The organism is Plantactinospora mayteni (assembly GCF_016862935.1).
GTDB lineage: Bacteria > Actinomycetota > Actinomycetes > Mycobacteriales > Micromonosporaceae > Plantactinospora > Plantactinospora mayteni.
This window is the reverse complement of record NZ_BONX01000008.1, coordinates 126,329-141,748: the sequence shown is the minus strand read 5'-3', so window position 1 is coordinate 141,748 and position 15,420 is coordinate 126,329. Positions and strand designations below refer to the sequence as shown.

The 15,420-nt window shown below is 73.2% G+C and carries 11 protein-coding genes; 5 read left to right on the top strand and 6 right to left on the bottom strand.

From position 1 onward, the window contains the following. The first annotated feature begins 168 nt into the window (after nt 1-168). The gene (locus Pma05_RS08020) at nt 169-1,122 is read left to right on the top strand and encodes a DUF3500 domain-containing protein (protein WP_239311899.1); all 954 of its coding nucleotides are present in this window, start codon (nt 169-171) and stop codon (nt 1,120-1,122) included. Between the two features lie 56 nt (nt 1,123-1,178). Here the strand turns inward: Pma05_RS08020 and Pma05_RS08015 are convergent, their stop codons facing one another. From Pma05_RS08015 to secA2, 3 genes are all read right to left on the bottom strand, one after another. Beyond that, the gene (locus Pma05_RS08015; protein ID WP_203856668.1) at nt 1,179-1,685 is read right to left on the bottom strand and encodes a DUF2231 domain-containing protein; all 507 of its coding nucleotides are present in this window, start codon (nt 1,683-1,685) and stop codon (nt 1,179-1,181) included. A 128-nt stretch (nt 1,686-1,813) separates the two neighbouring features. Beyond that, a complete protein-coding gene (locus Pma05_RS08010) occupies nt 1,814-2,551 on the bottom strand; it encodes a GAF and ANTAR domain-containing protein (protein ID WP_239311957.1) in 738 nt (245 codons plus the stop codon). 245 nt (nt 2,552-2,796) lie between these two features. Beyond that, nucleotides 2,797-5,091, bottom strand: coding sequence for an accessory Sec system translocase SecA2 (gene secA2, locus Pma05_RS08005; RefSeq protein WP_203856666.1), 2,295 nt, complete (start codon nt 5,089-5,091; stop codon nt 2,797-2,799). A 312-nt stretch (nt 5,092-5,403) separates the two neighbouring features. Between secA2 and Pma05_RS08000 the strand changes: the two genes are divergently transcribed. The 3 genes from Pma05_RS08000 (at nt 5,404) to ctaD (ending at nt 9,897) form a co-directional block, all read left to right on the top strand. Further along, nucleotides 5,404-6,417, top strand: a complete 1,014-nt coding sequence (locus Pma05_RS08000; protein WP_203856665.1) for a glucosyl-3-phosphoglycerate synthase — start codon at nt 5,404-5,406, stop codon at nt 6,415-6,417. A 145-nt stretch (nt 6,418-6,562) separates the two neighbouring features. Next, nucleotides 6,563-7,711 (top strand): glycosyltransferase, encoded by a 1,149-nt coding sequence (locus Pma05_RS07995; protein ID WP_203856664.1) that lies wholly within the window; start codon nt 6,563-6,565, stop codon nt 7,709-7,711. Nucleotides 7,712-7,875: 164 nt separating this feature from the next. After that, a complete protein-coding gene (gene ctaD, locus Pma05_RS07990) occupies nt 7,876-9,897 on the top strand; it encodes an aa3-type cytochrome oxidase subunit I (protein ID WP_203856663.1) in 2,022 nt (673 codons plus the stop codon). A 99-nt stretch (nt 9,898-9,996) separates the two neighbouring features. On the opposite strand, the gene Pma05_RS07985 is transcribed toward ctaD, so the two are convergent. Then, on the bottom strand, nt 9,997-11,133 hold the full coding sequence (locus tag Pma05_RS07985) for a SigB/SigF/SigG family RNA polymerase sigma factor (protein ID WP_203856662.1): 1,137 nt from the start codon (nt 11,131-11,133) through the stop codon (nt 9,997-9,999). Nucleotides 11,134-11,362: 229 nt separating this feature from the next. Then, nucleotides 11,363-12,757 carry a hypothetical protein gene (locus tag Pma05_RS07980; RefSeq protein WP_372441440.1) on the bottom strand — a complete coding sequence of 465 codons (1,395 nt, stop codon included), beginning with the start codon at nt 12,755-12,757 and terminating at the stop codon, nt 11,363-11,365. 210 nt (nt 12,758-12,967) lie between these two features. On the opposite strand from Pma05_RS07980, the gene Pma05_RS07975 reads away from it, so the two are divergent. Then, nucleotides 12,968-13,423: a hypothetical protein gene (locus Pma05_RS07975; protein WP_203856661.1), complete on the top strand. Its 456-nt coding sequence runs from the start codon at nt 12,968-12,970 to the stop codon at nt 13,421-13,423. A 126-nt stretch (nt 13,424-13,549) separates the two neighbouring features. Here the strand turns inward: Pma05_RS07975 and Pma05_RS07970 are convergent, their stop codons facing one another. After that, nucleotides 13,550-15,400 (bottom strand): thiamine pyrophosphate-binding protein, encoded by a 1,851-nt coding sequence (locus Pma05_RS07970; RefSeq protein ID WP_239311897.1) that lies wholly within the window; start codon nt 15,398-15,400, stop codon nt 13,550-13,552. Nucleotides 15,401-15,420 lie beyond the last annotated feature (20 nt).

Below are 15,420 nucleotides of genomic sequence, written 5' to 3'. Positions count from 1 at the left end.
CATCCTCCGTCCAGGCACGGTCCACAAGGCAGTAACCGGGTCCACCAGGGCCGGACAAGCCCGGCGAAGAGGTGCGGACCATGGCCGTACCGACGACCGGGGGCAGACCGGGCCCGCCGTCGAGAGCCCGCCGGACAGGGTCGCCGGGACAGCCGGTATACAGGGGGAATGCGCAACACCAGGCTGGCCGGACAGATGCGGACGGCGGCCACCGCACTGCTGGACGCCCTACCGGGGCCGGCTCGGGCACTGGCCGCCCGCCCGTTCGGCGACGAGGCGGACCGCCGCTGGATCGAGTACCGTCCGCTGCCCCGGCCGGGCGCCTGCCTCGCCGACCTCGACCGGACCGGCCGCAAGGCGACGCACCGGCTACTGGCCACCGCGCTGAGTCCACACGCGTACGCGCAGGCGGCCACCATCATGGCCCTGGAGGAGGTACTCGACCGGCAGGAGGACTGGCGGCGGGGCCGGCACAGCGACGACTACCGGATCGTGGTCTTCGGCGACCCGGCCCGGGACGACCACTGGTCCTGGCGGTTCGAGGGACACCACCTGTCGGTGACGATGACCGTCGCCGGCGACCGGGTCTCCCCCGCACCGCTCTTCCTCGGCGCCAATCCGGCGACGCTGAGCTACGCGGGCCGCCCGGTCAGCCGGCCGCTCGGGCCCGAGGAGGATCTCGCCCGCGCCCTGCTCGACGCGGTCGGCCCGGACGGGCGCGGCGCGGCGATCGTCGCCGACGAGGCACCCGCCGACATCCGCAGCGGCACCCGGGCCCGCTACGACAGCCGGATCGAGCCGGCCGGGATCCGGGGCGGCGGGCTCGGGCCGACCGGCCGGGCCCTGCTCGACCAGCTCGTCGCGCTCTATCTCGACCGGCTCCCGGCCGAACTGGCCAGCCAGGAGGCGGCCCGGGTCCGCCGGGGTGACCTCTACTTCGCCTGGGAGGGTCCGACCAGGCCGGGCGGGCGGCACTACTACCGCGTCCAGGGCGAGGACCTGCTGATCGAGTACGACAACACCAGTGAGGACGGCAACCACGCGCACACCGTGCTGCGCCGCCCGCGCGGCGACTTCGGTGCCGACCTGCTCGCCGAACACCGGGCCACCGCCCACTCCTGAGCGAGCCGGGCAGGTGTCACCGGTCGGGTGTCGCCAGGCAGGTGTCGCCGGGCGGGTCAGCCGGTTCCGCGCCGGCCGAAACCGCCGGCAACCGAACTGGCCGGCGGGCCGAAACCGTCGAAGCTGGTCGGTTCGCCACGCCCCTGGTCGAACTGCCGGACCAGGCTGCCGCCGAGCCGTACCCCGACCGCGCCGAGCAGCAGGCCGAGCAGCTCGACCGCGACCAGGCCGCCCCTCGCGCCGTGCTCCGGCTCGCCCGACCTGATCAGGCAGGCGAAGACGAAGAGCACCGCGACGGCGGCGTTCACCAGGTTGAAGGTGATCGCGGTACGCCGGGTCGGATCACCCGGCGCGTCCCACAGGTCGACCATGCCGGCCGCCATGGCGAGCCCGGCCGCGACCAGCGCCGCCACCGCCGTCCAGTAGCCGACCAGCCCCAGGATCGCCGGGCCGCCGAGCACGTCGGCCAGGTCGAAGACCGTGGCGCAGACGAAGAGCCCGAACGGAAAGGTCACCAGCATCGGCTGGATCGGATGTCCGTGTACCCGCAGGCGGCTCTGCATGGTGGCGCCTCCCCGGCTCGCTCCTCGACCAGCCCCAGCGTGCTACCCCCGAGCCACCCCGCCGAACCGGCGCCGCATCCCCGTCGCGGGTCTCGGCGTGCTCGTCGGTACCGGTCCACGGCGGAGGATCAGGTGCCGCGACGCCGGGCCACCGAGGTGACCAACCGCTCGGCCACGTCCCGTAACGGGATGGCCAGCGCCGCCGAGGCGGACCGCAACACCCGTAGCGCCTCCGTGGCCGGACAGCCACGTTGGGTCATGATAACCCCGACCGCCTGGTCGATCACCTGCCCAGCCGTGAGCGTTCCGTCGGGTTCACCGGCCGCACCGGAATGCCGGGACCGGTCCCGGACCGCACCGAGCAGCAGCCCGGCGTGTTCGGCCAGCAGCATCGCGCTGAGCTGTTGACTGGCGGTCAGCACGCCGGGCTGGCGGGCGTACAGGTTGATCGAGCCGACCACGTGCTCGTCGACGTCCACCGGTACGGCAAGCACCCCGCGTACGCCCAGGGCCAGCGCGCGGCCGGTCCACGGCCGCCACCGGGTCTCGGTACGCAGATCCGCCGACCAGACCAGTTCCCGGGAGCGGATCGCCACCATCGCCGGCCCGTCCTGCCCGTGCCGGACGTCGTCGAGATCGCCGAGGCGGGGCTCCGAGGCCGCCACCGAGGCGGGAGCACCGGCGCGTAGTACGGTCACCCCGCACCAGGTCACTGCCGGGATGGCGTCCCGGACGGTCCGTACCAGCCGGTGCAGCGCGGCGTCGAAGTCGTCGCTCGCGATCAGCCCGGCAGTCACCTCGCGGAGCAGGGCGGCGGTCTCCAGCACGCCCGGGGCTTCGGTCGACGGCTCCGTCGTCGTCCTCAGCCTCAGCACCGCGCCGGAACCCCCGCCACCACCGCGGCTGCCGCGGTACATCCGGTTCGCGCCGTCGCCTGTCTCATGGTCGCCTCTCCCCCGCGGTGCCCGGCCCCGTGCCGGTACGGACCTGCGCTACTACCCGAGCGCCGGGTGGACAAACCACCCGTTCCAGGAAGAGAACGATCCGGCCCGTCCCGGGGTTGCCGTCAGGCTTGCGACGATCAACCCCGGGATTCCGGGTGTGCCGAGGGTCAGCGCGAGCCGGAGCTGAGCCGGCGGCCGACGGCGGCGATCAGGCGGTCGAGTTCCGAGCCGAACGGGTTGTCGTGCACCAGGTAGGTCCAGGTGGCGCTGGGTCGTACCAGCTCTCCCGCGCCCGGCTCCCAGTCGTCGTCGAACTCGTTCTCCTCGAAGGTCTCCACCGTACGGGTCTCGATCTCCGGCACGAGCGCGTTGAACGCCGGCACCGCCGACCGGTGGAACTCGTCCAGCGGGTCGAGCCGGCCGAGCGCCCGCAGGTGTACGCCCTCACGTACCTCGGAGAGTTCGGCCAGATGCTGCGCCCAGAGCCGGTCGAGGTGGTAGAGCGCGATCGACCGGCCGACCCGGGAGAGGAGGTCCTCGTCCATCTCCTTGGCCCGGTCCGGGAAGCGCTCGGTCAGCATCTGCGCCGCCACCTCGGTGGTGAGCAGCCGCTCCCGGCGCTCGGCCAGCGCCTTACGCTGCTGCTCGATCACCACGCTGTACCGCCAGGTGTTGCGGTGGATCTCGTGGTTGACGCCCTCCGCGATCCGCTGGGCGTGCTCGACCGCGAAGTCGACCTGCTCGTCGGTGACCAGGCCGTCGGCGTTCATCCGGGGCGACGGCGGGATCGCGTCGGGGGCGTGCCGGATGACCAGGTTGTCCTCGAGGCTGACGGCGAAGACCGAGCGACCGGGGTCGCCCTGCCGGCCGGCCCGGCCCCGGAGCTGGTCGTCGACCCGCCGGCTGTCGTGCCGGCCGCTGCCGATCACGAAGAGGCCGCCGAGCTCGGCGACCCGGTCCCGGTCGGCCTGGTCGCTGCCGCCGAGCCGGATGTCGACACCCCGGCCGGCCATCTGGGTGGAGACGGTCACCGCGCCGTACGCGCCGGCCTCGGCGATGATCGCCGCCTCCTCGGCGTCGTTCTTGGCGTTCAGCACCGTGCACGGCACCCCGGCCTCGCGCAGCGCCTCGGCGAGCCGCTCCGACTCCTTCACGTCCAGGGTGCCGATCAGCACCGGACGGCCGGTGTCGTGCTGCTCCTGGATCTCCTGGATCAGCGCCTCTTCCTTCTCACCCCGGGTGGCGTAGATCCGGTCCGGGTCGTCGATCCGGACGCAGGGGGTGTTCGGCGGGATCACCGCGACCTCCAGCGAGAAGAACTCCCGCAACTGGTCGCCGACCAGTACCGCCGTGGCGGTCATCCCGCAGACGGTCTTGTAGAGCGCGACGTACGCCTGCACGGTGATGGTGCCCAGCACCTCACCCTCGGCGGTGGCGTCGAGCCCCTCCTTCGCCTCGACGGCCGCCTGGAGCCCGTCCGGCCAGCGGCGGCGCTGGGCGACCCGGCCGCGCATCTCGTCGATCAGCTCGACGCCGTCGTTGCGGACGATGTAGTCGACGTCCCGGTGCAGCAGGGCGTGCGCGTGCAGGGCGACGTTGACCGCGGAGAGCTGCTCGACGTGCTCGTCGTCGTAGAGGTCGACGTCGCCGAGCCGGGACTCGACCTCGGCCAGCCCGGTGTCGGTGAAGGCGACGCTGCGGCCGTCGTCGGCCACCGTGTAGTGCCGGCCGGCGCGCAGCCCGCGGACCACCGACGCGGCGGTGTGCACCGGGTCCTGCTCGCCGGGAACCGCACCGGCCAGCACCATCGGCACCCGGGCCTCGTCGATCAGGATGGAGTCGGCCTCGTCCACGATCGCGGTGGTCAGCGGCGGCTGCACCCGGTCGTCGATGTCGGTGAGGAGCTGGTCGCGGAGGAAGTCGAAGCCGGCCTCGCTGACCGAGACGTAGGTGACGTCGCAGGCGTACGCCGCCTGGCGCTCGTCGCGGGTGGACGCCTCGGTGACCCAGCCGACGGTCAGCCCGAGCAGCCGGTAGACCGGCTCCATCCACTCGGCGTCCCGGCGGGCCAGGTAGTCGTTGACGGTGAGCACGTGCACCGGCCCGTTGCCCCGCCGGACGTGCCCGTACGCGGCGATCGTCGCGGTCAGCGTCTTGCCCTCACCGGTGGCCATCTCGGCGACCTTGCCGGCGAGCAGCGACATGGCGCCGAGCAACTGCACGTCGTACGGCCGCTGGTCGAGCCCGCGCCGGGCGGCTTCGCGGCCGGCCGCACAGATCTCCACGTAGTCCTCGGCCTTGCCGGCGACCTCGGTCAGCTCCTCGTCGCTGAGCTCGGTGAGCTCCTCCTCGCGCGCCTCGATCGTGGGCAGCAGCTTCTCCAGCGGCGCCAGATCAACTGTGGTGCCCGGACGCTGGAGGAAACGCCGGACCCTGGTCTTCAACCGTTGCGACACACCCATGACGGGCAACGGTACGCGAACTCTCCGGCAAAGTGCGGCCCGCCCGGCCGGGCGCGGGATCCGCTCTCGGCCGGGTCGGTGGTCGGATGTCCGTACCGCCCGGGTGTGCCCGGATGGGCGGAATGCGGGCGCGGCCAAGCCTCTCGCGCGCCGGTCGGCGGCCTCGACATCGACGACGCCCTCGTCGAGCGGGGCCCCGCCGAGCCTCCCGGACGGTGCTCGGGACGGTTGATCCGGGAGCGGTGGGGAAGGCTGTAGGGCTGCACCAGGGCCCGGCCGGGCGCTGGTCGAGGCAGTGGGGGAGGTCGTCCCATGCGGCGCTCGCGTACACCCGTGTCACCGGCGCTGGAGGAGTGGACCACCCACCGTACCGGGGTCGCCGACCAGTGGACGCCGCGACAGCTGGCGTACCTGAAGGGAAACCGCACGGTCAGTGTGGTCATCCCGGCCCGGGACGAGGAGGCCACCGTCGGCGCGATCGTGGCGGCGATCCGGGCCTGCCTGGTCGAGCAGGTCGAACTGGTCGACGAACTGGTGGTGGTCGACTCCCGGTCCAGCGACCGGACCGCCGTGGTGGCCGCGGCGGCCGGGGCCCGGGTGATCAGCCAGGACGAGATGACCCGGGGGCTGCCCCGGCTGGACGGCAAGGGGGACGCGCTCTGGGCCGGGCTGGCCGCCTCGACCGGGGACCTGGTCGCCTTCGTCGACGCCGACCTGCGGGAGTTCCAGCCCCATTTCGTCACCGGTCTGCTCGGCCCGCTGCTCACCGACCCGTCCGTCGCGTTCGTCAAGGGCTTCTACCACCGCCCGTTGGTCGGCACCAGCGGTGTGGAGGCGGAGGGCGGCGGCCGGGTGACCGAGCTGGTGGCCCGCCCGCTGTTCAACCTCTTCTGGCCGGAACTGGCCGGGTTCGTCCAGCCGCTCGCCGGGGAGTACGCCGGCCGCCGGGACGTACTCGAACGGGTGCCCTTCGTCTCCGGCTACGGCGTCGAGACGGCGATGCTGATCGACCTGCTGGAGATGTGCGGCCTGGACGCCCTCGCCCAGGTCGACCTCGGCGAACGCCTGCACCGGCACCAGGACACCGAGGCGCTCGGCCGGATGTCCGGGCAGATCCTGCACACCGTGTGGCAGCGGCTGTGCCGGCGGGGGCTGGTCGAGGAGACCGCACCGCCGGGGAACCTGCTGGTGCAGTTCCGCCGGGACGGCAGGAGCGCGCTGCCCAACCTGGACCGGGAAATCGTGGTCACCGACGTCTCCGTCCGGGAACGCCCACCACTGGCGGAACTCCGGCCCTCGTCGTCGTTCCGGAGGGCGGCGGTATGACCGGTCAGCGCGATCCAGCCGGGCGCAACGGGAGGCCGGGGCGCGGCAGGAGGGCCGGGCGCAACGGGAGACCGGGGCGCGGCAGGAGGGCGCGCGGCGGTAGGCCGGGGCGCGGCGGTCCGGCCGGGTGGGCTGGGGAGGACGGATGGGCCTGACCGTGCTGATGAACGCCGGGCCGTGGCTGCCGGTGCCGCCGCCCGGGTACGGCGGGATCGAGAACATCGTCGCCACGCTGGTACCGGAGCTGCGCCGGCTCGGCGTACGGGTGGTGCTCGCCTCCACCGCCGACGCCACGCTGCCGGTCGACGAACTGCTGTCGGTCTTTCCCGACGGGCAGTTCGGGGCGCTGCAACGGCCGTACAACCAGGTCTGCGGGATCTCGCACGCGCACCTGAACGCGGTGGTCCGGGCGGTGCGCGAGCGGGACGACGTGGACCTGGTGCACGACCACGTGGAGGCGGTCGGGCTGGCGGTGCTGACCGCGATGGGTCCGGGGAGCGGCCCGGCGCTGCACACCCTGCACTGGGACCTCGGCAAGCATCCGGACCTCTACGGATATCTGGACGGCGGTGACCGGGTACGGGTGAACGGGGTCTCGGCGGCGCAGCTCGCCCGGGCCCCGCAGGCGCTGCGCGAGCACGCGGTCGGGCACGTGCACCTGGCCACCCCGCTGGCGGTGGACGCCGACCACCGGCCGCCGGTGGAGAAGTCCGACCACCTGGTGGTGCTCGGCCGGATCACGCCCGGCAAGGGGCAGCACGTCGGGGCCCGACTCGCCCACCAGGCCGGATTCGACCTGGTGCTGGCCGGACCGGTCGGCCCGTACCGGCGGCCCGAGGAGCTGGCCGCCGCCGGGCCGGAGGCAGGGCAGAATCCGGACGTACGGTACTGGCGCGAGCAGGTCGCCCCGCTGGTGGACGGCGACCGGGTGCGCTGGGTCGGGATGGTGGCCGGTACCGCCCGGGACGACCTGGTGGCGGCGGCCCGGGCCAGCCTCTTCCCGCTGTGCTGGGAGGAGCCGGGCGGGACGGCGGTGATCGAGTCGCTGGCGCTCGGCACCCCGGTGCTGGCGATCGGCCGGGGCTGCCTGCCGGAGCTGATCGAGCACGGCCGGACCGGACTGCTCGCCGACGACGAGGACGGCCTCGCCGACCTGGTGCGGGAGGTCGCCGGGCTGGACGAGCGGGACTGCCGCCAGGAGGCCGGCCGCCGGTTCACCCCGGCGATGATGGCCGAGCGCTACGTCGAGCTGTACGAACAGGTACGCCGGTCGGCCGTCCCCGGCCCGGGTTGATCCACCCCCGCCCGGTCCGTAGTCCGACGGCCGAGGGCCGTAGCCGGTTTTCACCCGTTAGAGGCAAAGAGAGTGGAAATTGCCAGCCTGCCGGGTTTTGCCGTTGGAATACCGGGTAGTCGCCGCCTCGTCCTAGCTGCGATCAGGTACGGGGTGAACCGGGAATGCCGAAGCGGGTCGTTACCGAACCCGGACAGGAACGCGGGCCACTGATCCTGGCGCCCGCCCGGTCCGGTGGATATCCGGGTCCGGTACGCAAGATGATCCGGGGCAGCATGCTGATCCGGCTGCTCGGCACCACCGACGCCAAGCAGATCGGCCTGCTCTACCTGGTCACCGGGTTCGGCTTCTTCCTCGTCGGCGGCGCGATGGCGATGCTGATGCGGGCCGAGCTGGGCCGGCCGGGGTTGCAGTTCCTCTCCACGGAGCAGTACAACCAGCTCTTCACCGCGCACGGCACGATCATGCTGCTGCTCTTCGCCACCCCGCTGGCGTTCGCCTTCGGCAACTACGTGGTGCCGTTGCAGATCGGCGCCCCGGACGTGTCGTTCCCCCGGCTCAACGCGCTGGCGTACTGGCTCTATCTGCTCGGCGGCTCGCTGGTGATGCTCGGCTTCCTCACCCCGAACGGCTCGGCGGACTTCGGCTGGACCGCGTACACGCCGTTGAGCCGGGACCAGCACTCGCCGGGGATCGGCCCGGACATGTGGGTGATCGGGCTGGTCCTCTCCGGGCTCGGCACCATCCTCGGCGCGGTCAACCTGATCACCACCATCCTGACCCTGCGGGCGCCCGGGATGACGATGTTCCGGATGCCGATCTTCACCTGGAACATGCTCTTCACCGCCCTGCTGGTGGTACTGGTATTCCCGCTGCTCGCCGCCGCCCTGCTCGCGCTCTACGCCGACCGGCGGATCGGCGCACACGTCTACGACCCGGCCAACGGCGGGCCGCTGCTCTGGCAGCACCTGTTCTGGTTCTTCGGCCATCCCGAGGTCTATATCGTGGCGCTGCCGTTCTTCGGCATCATCACCGAGGTCATCCCGGTCTTCAGCCGCAAGCCGCTCTTCGGTTACAAGGGCATCGTCGCCGCGACCATCGCGATCACGATCCTCTCGATGACCGTCTGGGCGCACCACATGTTCGGTACCGGTCAGGTGCTGCTGCCGTTCTTCAGTTGGTTGAGCTATCTGATCGCCGTACCGACCGGGGTGAAGTTCTTCAACTGGATCGGCACAATGTGGAAGGGGCAGTTGACCTTCGAGACGCCAATGCTCTTCTCGGTCGGGTTCCTGGTCACCTTCCTCTTCGGCGGGCTCACCGGGGTGCTGCTGGCCAGCCCGCCGGTGGACTTCCACACCACGGACACCTATTTCGTCGTCGGCCACTTCCACTACGTGCTCTTCGGCACCATCGTCTTCGCCGCGTTCGCCGGGGTGTACTTCTGGTTTCCCAAGATGACCGGCCGGCTTCTCGACGAGCGGCTCGGTCGCGTCCACTTCTGGACGATGTTCCTCGGCTTCCACGGGACCTTCCTGGTGCAGCACTGGCTCGGCAACGAGGGCATGCCCCGCCGGTACGCCGACTACCTGCCCACCGACGGCTTCACCGTGCTGAACACCATCTCCACGGTCAGCTCGTTCGTGCTCGGCGCCTCCACGCTCTTCTTCATGTACAACGTGTGGAAGTCGTGGCGGTTCGGCCGGATGGTCGACGTCGACGACCCGTGGGGCTTCGGCAACTCGCTGGAGTGGTCGACCAGTTGCCCGCCACCGCTGCGCAACTTCGACCGGATGCCCCGGATCCGGTCCGAGCGGCCCGCCTTCGACGACAAGTACGGCCCGCTCGTCGCCGACCTCGGCCGGGACCTGCCGCAGCGGTCCACCCGACCGCCGCAGGTGATCCGCGACGAACTGCACCACGAGGTACGCCACCCCGAGGCCGAGGTCGCCGCACCCGAGGGGGCGCACGGCGCCGCGGCTGCGGTCGCGCATCACCCACCGGCCCGGTCCGGCGCCCGCCCGATCGAGGTGCCCGAGCCGGACGCCGTACGCCGGCCGGAGTTCGAGCCGAGCGAACCCGACGAGAGCCTGGACGACGTCGCCCGGGGTGGCCCGGAGGGCACCCGGTGGCGGACCGGACGGGCCCCCGGCGAGGAGGAACCGGACGAGGATGGCGACCGATGACGACGAGCGGCGTACCAGGATGTCCCGTGGCTCCGGTCAGCCCGCGGGCAGCGCGGCTCAGTCCGCGGGTAACGCAACTCAGTCCGCGGGCAGTGCGGCTCAGTCCGCGGGCAGTGCGACCAGTCCGGCGGCGCTGAGCGAATGCTGGACCACGGGTTGCGCCCGAGCCAGCCGCCACCGGACTCCCGCGCGGTGCGCGGCGTCCCGGCCGGCGACCAGGGCGGCCAGCGCGGGACCGTCCAGTTTCGCCACGTCGGTCAGGTCGATCGCCACCTCCGACGGGTTCCGGTCGGCGACCGCCTCGACCACCGCCTCGCGCAACTGCTCGGCGGTGTCCCGGTCGATCTCCCCGGTCACCTCGACCACCACCCGCTCCCCCACCTGGCGCACCGAGAGTCGGGCCGGCTGGCCGCCCGCCTCGGCCCCGCCGGCCTGCCACGGCGCCGGCGAGTCGGCGAGCATCGCCTGCCGCAGCCAGGTGAGCGCCCGGGAGAGCAGCCGGGAGACGTGCATCTGCGAGATGCCGAACCGGGCGGCGATCTCGGCCTGGGTCTGGTTGCCGTAGAAGCGCATGGCGAGGATCCGCCGCTCCCGCCAGGGCAGCCGGCCGAGCAACCCGCTGACCGTCACCCGGTCGTCGACCGACTCCAGGTCGGTGTCGGACTCGCCGACCAGGTCACCGAACTCCGCCGAACTCTCCCCGCCGACCGGTGCGTTCAGCGAGGCCGGGCTGTAGCCGGCGGCCGACTCCAGCGCCGCGAGGATCTCCTCCTCCGGCGTCTCCAGCCGGGCGGCCAGCTCGGCCACGCTGGGCGAGCGGGACAGTTCGCTGGTCAACGCCGCCGTCGCCTGGCCGACCTCCAGGATCAGGTCGCGCAGCCGCCGGGGTACGTGCACCCCCCAGGTGCGGTCCCGGAAGTGCCGTTTGATCTCGCCGACGATGGTGATCGCGGCGTACGCGGTGAACGAACCCCGTTCCGGGTCGTACCGGTCGACCGCGTTCACCAGGCCCAACCGGGCCACCTGTTCCAGGTCCTCCAGCGGTTCACCCCGACCCCGGTAGCGTCGGGCCAGCCTGCCGGCGAACGGCAGGGCGAACCGGACGAGGTCGTCCCGGGCCTCCTGCCGGCGTTCCGGCGGCAGGCCGGCGATCCTGGCCGCGTACGCCAACGCCGCCGCGTCCAGGTCCTCCAGCCCACGCTCGGCCGGTGGTGTGGTGGTGATCTGTCCGAACATCCGCGCCTCCCTCAGGAAGGTCCCCCGCCCGGGATGCGAATCCGGTCATCGGTGCCGTACGGAACGGACCCGCGCCGGAAGCGAACATGTACCGAAACCGAACGAGCGAACGCCGTCGCACACCGCGATGCGCAGCGCGTGTGACCAGTAGCAGTCAGCGTTCTTCCCGCCCTGTAGGTACTCAATCACGGGACGTGACGTCCGCGAGGACGTTTTGCGATCAGGGGGATCAGCAGACCAGCAGCCCCTGCGGGGTGCCGCTGGCCCGCAGCCCGGCCAGCGCCTCCACCATCCGCAGCGGCGCGGGTGCCGGCAGGTCGTAGGGCTGGTTTCGGAGTACCTCGGTGGCGTGCCGGGTGGCCACCGAGGTCACCGGGTAGCCCCGGGCGGCGACCCGGTCCACGGCCCGGCGGCGACGCCCGAACGAGGCCACCGCGAGCCACTGCGGCAGCCCGGCCAGTGCCGGCGAGCGCAGCCCGGGCGGCTCCGGGAGTACGTCCAGCGAGCTGAACGGCGCGCTGCCGGCGAGCCACCACTCCGCCCCGGTCACGCTGCGCGCGGTGGCGTTCTCGCACCAGTACGGCACCAGCCCGGCCCGGACCACCTGCCACGGGTCGATCAGCCGCCCGCACTCCACCACGCACCGGTCGCCGCTCTTGCCGGCCCCGCGCAGCCAACTCCGGTACACGTCAGCGGCGGCGGCACTCAGCGCGTCCGGGCCGGGGAAGAGCACCCGGTGCAACGGGCTGCCGGCGCCGCGTACCCAGTCCAGCAGGCTGGTCTCGAAACCGGGCTCGACGCCCTGTTCGGCGTACCCGGGACGACCGCCCTCCGGCGCGTCCCAACTCGCCCCGTCACCGCCCGCCCCGCGCAGCACCTGCCCGAGCAGATCGCTGCCGGCCCGGAAGTCGGTCGGCTCCAGCCCGCTGGCCGGCCCGCCGAGCTGGAAGGTGTGGCCGTCGCCGGAGTCGAACACCGGCCAGGTACGCACGTCCCGCAGCAGCAGCACCGGAGCGCCCGGCGCCAACCGGCTGCCGAGGAACTCCCGGTACGCCTCCGGCAGCCGCTGCCAGCGGACCACCAGCGCCACCGTCGAGCCGGCGAGTACGCCCCGGCCGGCCGGATCGTGCACCTGCCGTACCCGTACTCCCGGGTTGTCCCCGATCAGCCGGGCCGCGATCCGGCCGCCGTACGCCACGGCCTCGACCGGGCTGTCGACCCGGCCGCCCGGCCACTGCACCGACACGTCGAAGCCGGCCGGCAGCCACGGCACGCCCATCGCGGTGGCCAGGTGGACCGCTCCGCCGTGCGGCGAGCCGAGCACGACACCGGGATACCAGCGCGGTGGATAGTGCGCGACCATCCACCGGGCCACCTCGTCGGCGTCGAGCGTCCCGGCCTGCTCGGCGGTGAGCGCGGTCCTGTTGGCCGCCCTGGCCAGCGCGGACCGGCGTACCGCCTCGGGCGCACCTCGGAAGCGCGACAGCAGCGGGTGGTACCCGAGATCCGCGCAGTCCCGGCCGCGGACCGCGCGGGACGCGACGGCCAGCAGCACCCGCCCGGTGCTCTCCGGCGAGACGATCCGGTCCGGCCCCGGGAGCCCGGACCCGCCGCCTGCGGCCAGCCACTCCTGCATCTCCCGCACCGGGCCCACCTCCCTCGTCCGCGCTGCCCGGGCCTTCCCGTCCCAATCGGGTTCAAACGGGCGGTCAGCAACCTGCCGGGCGCAATTCGGAGGACGGGCGGTTATGTCCGGCCAGTAGTGCCGCCGGCCCGGCCCGCCCGGTGCGGGTCGAGTTGCTCCGGGCGCCCCGAAGCCGGATGATCGAGCGTCGTGACCCAGTTGCGCTTCGGACCGGCCGGTGGCCCCCGGTACGCCAGTTACTTCGCGATCGCCGTCGTCCCGTTCGCCTTGGTGGTGACGGCGATGGCCGGCTGGCAGGCGGCGTCGGGCGAGGGCCTGCGCCCGCTCGCGTTGGCGACCCTGGTGACCAGCCTGGCCGGCGTGTTGGTGGCGGTCGGCCTGCTGCTGGCGGAACGGCGGAGCCGGGCCGGCCGCTCGGCGGGGCCGGACGGGATCCGCACCGGCCGGCAGGGCGTGCTCGGTTGGGCCCGGGTCGGCAAGTTGAGCCTGCACGCCGGGGCCGGCGACCAGCGCCTGCTGGCGGCCTGGCCCACCGGGGCGCGCACGCCGGTCTGGCTCGGTTCGGTCGACCGGGCCGACGTGCCGGCCGAGGAGGCGATCCGGCTGGTCGAGCAGTGGTCCGGCCGACAGGTCGAGCGCGCCTGATCCCCGCCGGGCCCCCGGAGCCCGCACTTCCCGCCGTGCTCCCAGGTAGCCGACGCTCCCGAAGGGCGCCGAGGTAAGTCGACGGTGCCGCCGGAGTCCAGGGTGCCCGGGCGGTGGCGCGGGCGGTCAGACTAGGTCGGCGCCGTTGGCGGCGCGTTCCCGCAGGGTCTGTGCGCGGCCCCGGACCGCCGTGCCGGCCCCCTCCTCGACCCCGCCGGCCGTCAGGCCACGCAGGTCGGCGAAGGGCTGTTCCGGTGCGTCCAGCGGGATCGACGGGTCGACCACCGCCTCGATCAGGGTGGGCCGGTCGGCGGCGATCGCCTCTTCCCAGGCCGGTCCGACCTGGTCCGGCCGGTCCACCCCGATGCCGTGCAGCCCGAGCAGCCGGGCCCAGCCGGCGTGCGGGATGTCTCCGGCGCGTACCGTCTCCGGTGCCGGCATCCCTCGCGCGGCCGGGCGGTCCAGGTCCGGCCAGGGTGCTCGGACGGCTCCGGTCTCCGGCCCCCGCTCCGGCTCACCGCCCCGGCCGGCCCGGTCGGAGTTGTTGAGCACCAGCAGCACGAAGCGGGGATCCGGCCACTCCGGCCAGTGCTGGGCCACGGTGATCAACTCGGCCAGTCCGCCGGACTGCATCGCGCCGTCGCCGAGCAGCACGAAGACCGGCCGGGCCGGCCGGGCGAACTTGGCCGCGATGGCGTACGGCACCGCCGAACCGACCGAGGCGAGCGTGCCGCACAGGTGTGCCTGTGCTCCGGGCGGCAGTCGCAGGTGCCGGGCGTACCAGTAGGTCACCGACCCGACGTCCACCGCGACCGCGGCGTCGGCCGGCAGTCGCGGCGAGAGTTCCCGGAGTACCAGCCGGGGGTTCAGCCGCGCGGTCCGCTCCTCGGCCCGGGCGTCGCACTCGGTCCGGGCCCGGTCGACCGCTCCCTCGATCATGTCGCGCCAGTCCCGGTTGCGCCGGTGCGGCACCCGGGACAGCAGCGCCTGCAGCGTCTCCCGGGCGTCCCCGACCAGCGGGACGTCGATCGGATACCGGCTGGCCAGCCGGCTGCCGTCGATGTCGATCTGCACCGCCGTGGCCTGCCCCGGCATCGGGTAGTAGCCGGTCCACGGGTCGTTGGTGCCGATCATCAGCAGGGTGTCGCAGCCGGCCATCAGCTGCGCGCTGGCGGCCGTGCCGACCTGGCCGAGCACGCCCGTGTGGTAGGGCAGCCGCTCGTCCAGCACCGGCTTGCCCAGCAGCGAGGTCGCCACCCCGGCGTCCAGCCGGTCGGCCAGCTCGACGATCTCGTCGGCGGCACCGTAGCCGCCCTGGCCGATCAGGATCGCGACCCGCCGCCCGGCGCCGAGCAGTTGGGCGGCGGCGTTCAGGTCCTGCTCGTGCGGCAGCACCCGGGCCGGGGGCAGGCCGGGTGCCGAGGCGAGCACGCCACCGCCGTCGGGGTGCGGCATGCCGTCGGGTACGAACTGCCCGAGCAGGTCGTGCGGCACCACCAGACAGGCCGGGCTCCGGGTCGACACGGCGGTACGGATCGCCTGGTCGACCAGGTAGGGCACCTGCTCCGGCACCGCGGCGGTACGCAGGAACTGGGCGCAGGCGTCGCCGAACAGCCGGGGCAGCTCGATCTCCTGGTACGCGCTGCCCAGCGCACTGAACGTCTGCTGTCCGATGATCGCGAGCATCGGCCTGCTGTCCAGCTTGGCGTCGTACAGCCCGCCGAGCAGGTGCAGCGCGTCCGGTCCCTGGGTGGCCAGGCAGACCCCGACCCCGCCCGTGTACTTGGCGTGTCCGGCCGCCATGAATCCGGCCGCCTCCGGCTGTCGGGACGGTACGAAGCCGGGATCGCCACCGGCCCGGCGCAGGGCCTCGACGATCAGCGCCACCCCCTCGCCGGGCTGCCCGAACACCCGGGGCACCCGCCAGGCCCGCAGCCGTTCGACCAGCAGGTCGGCGATGGTCCGGTCGGTCGTCACCGTGCCCGTCCGCACCCCGG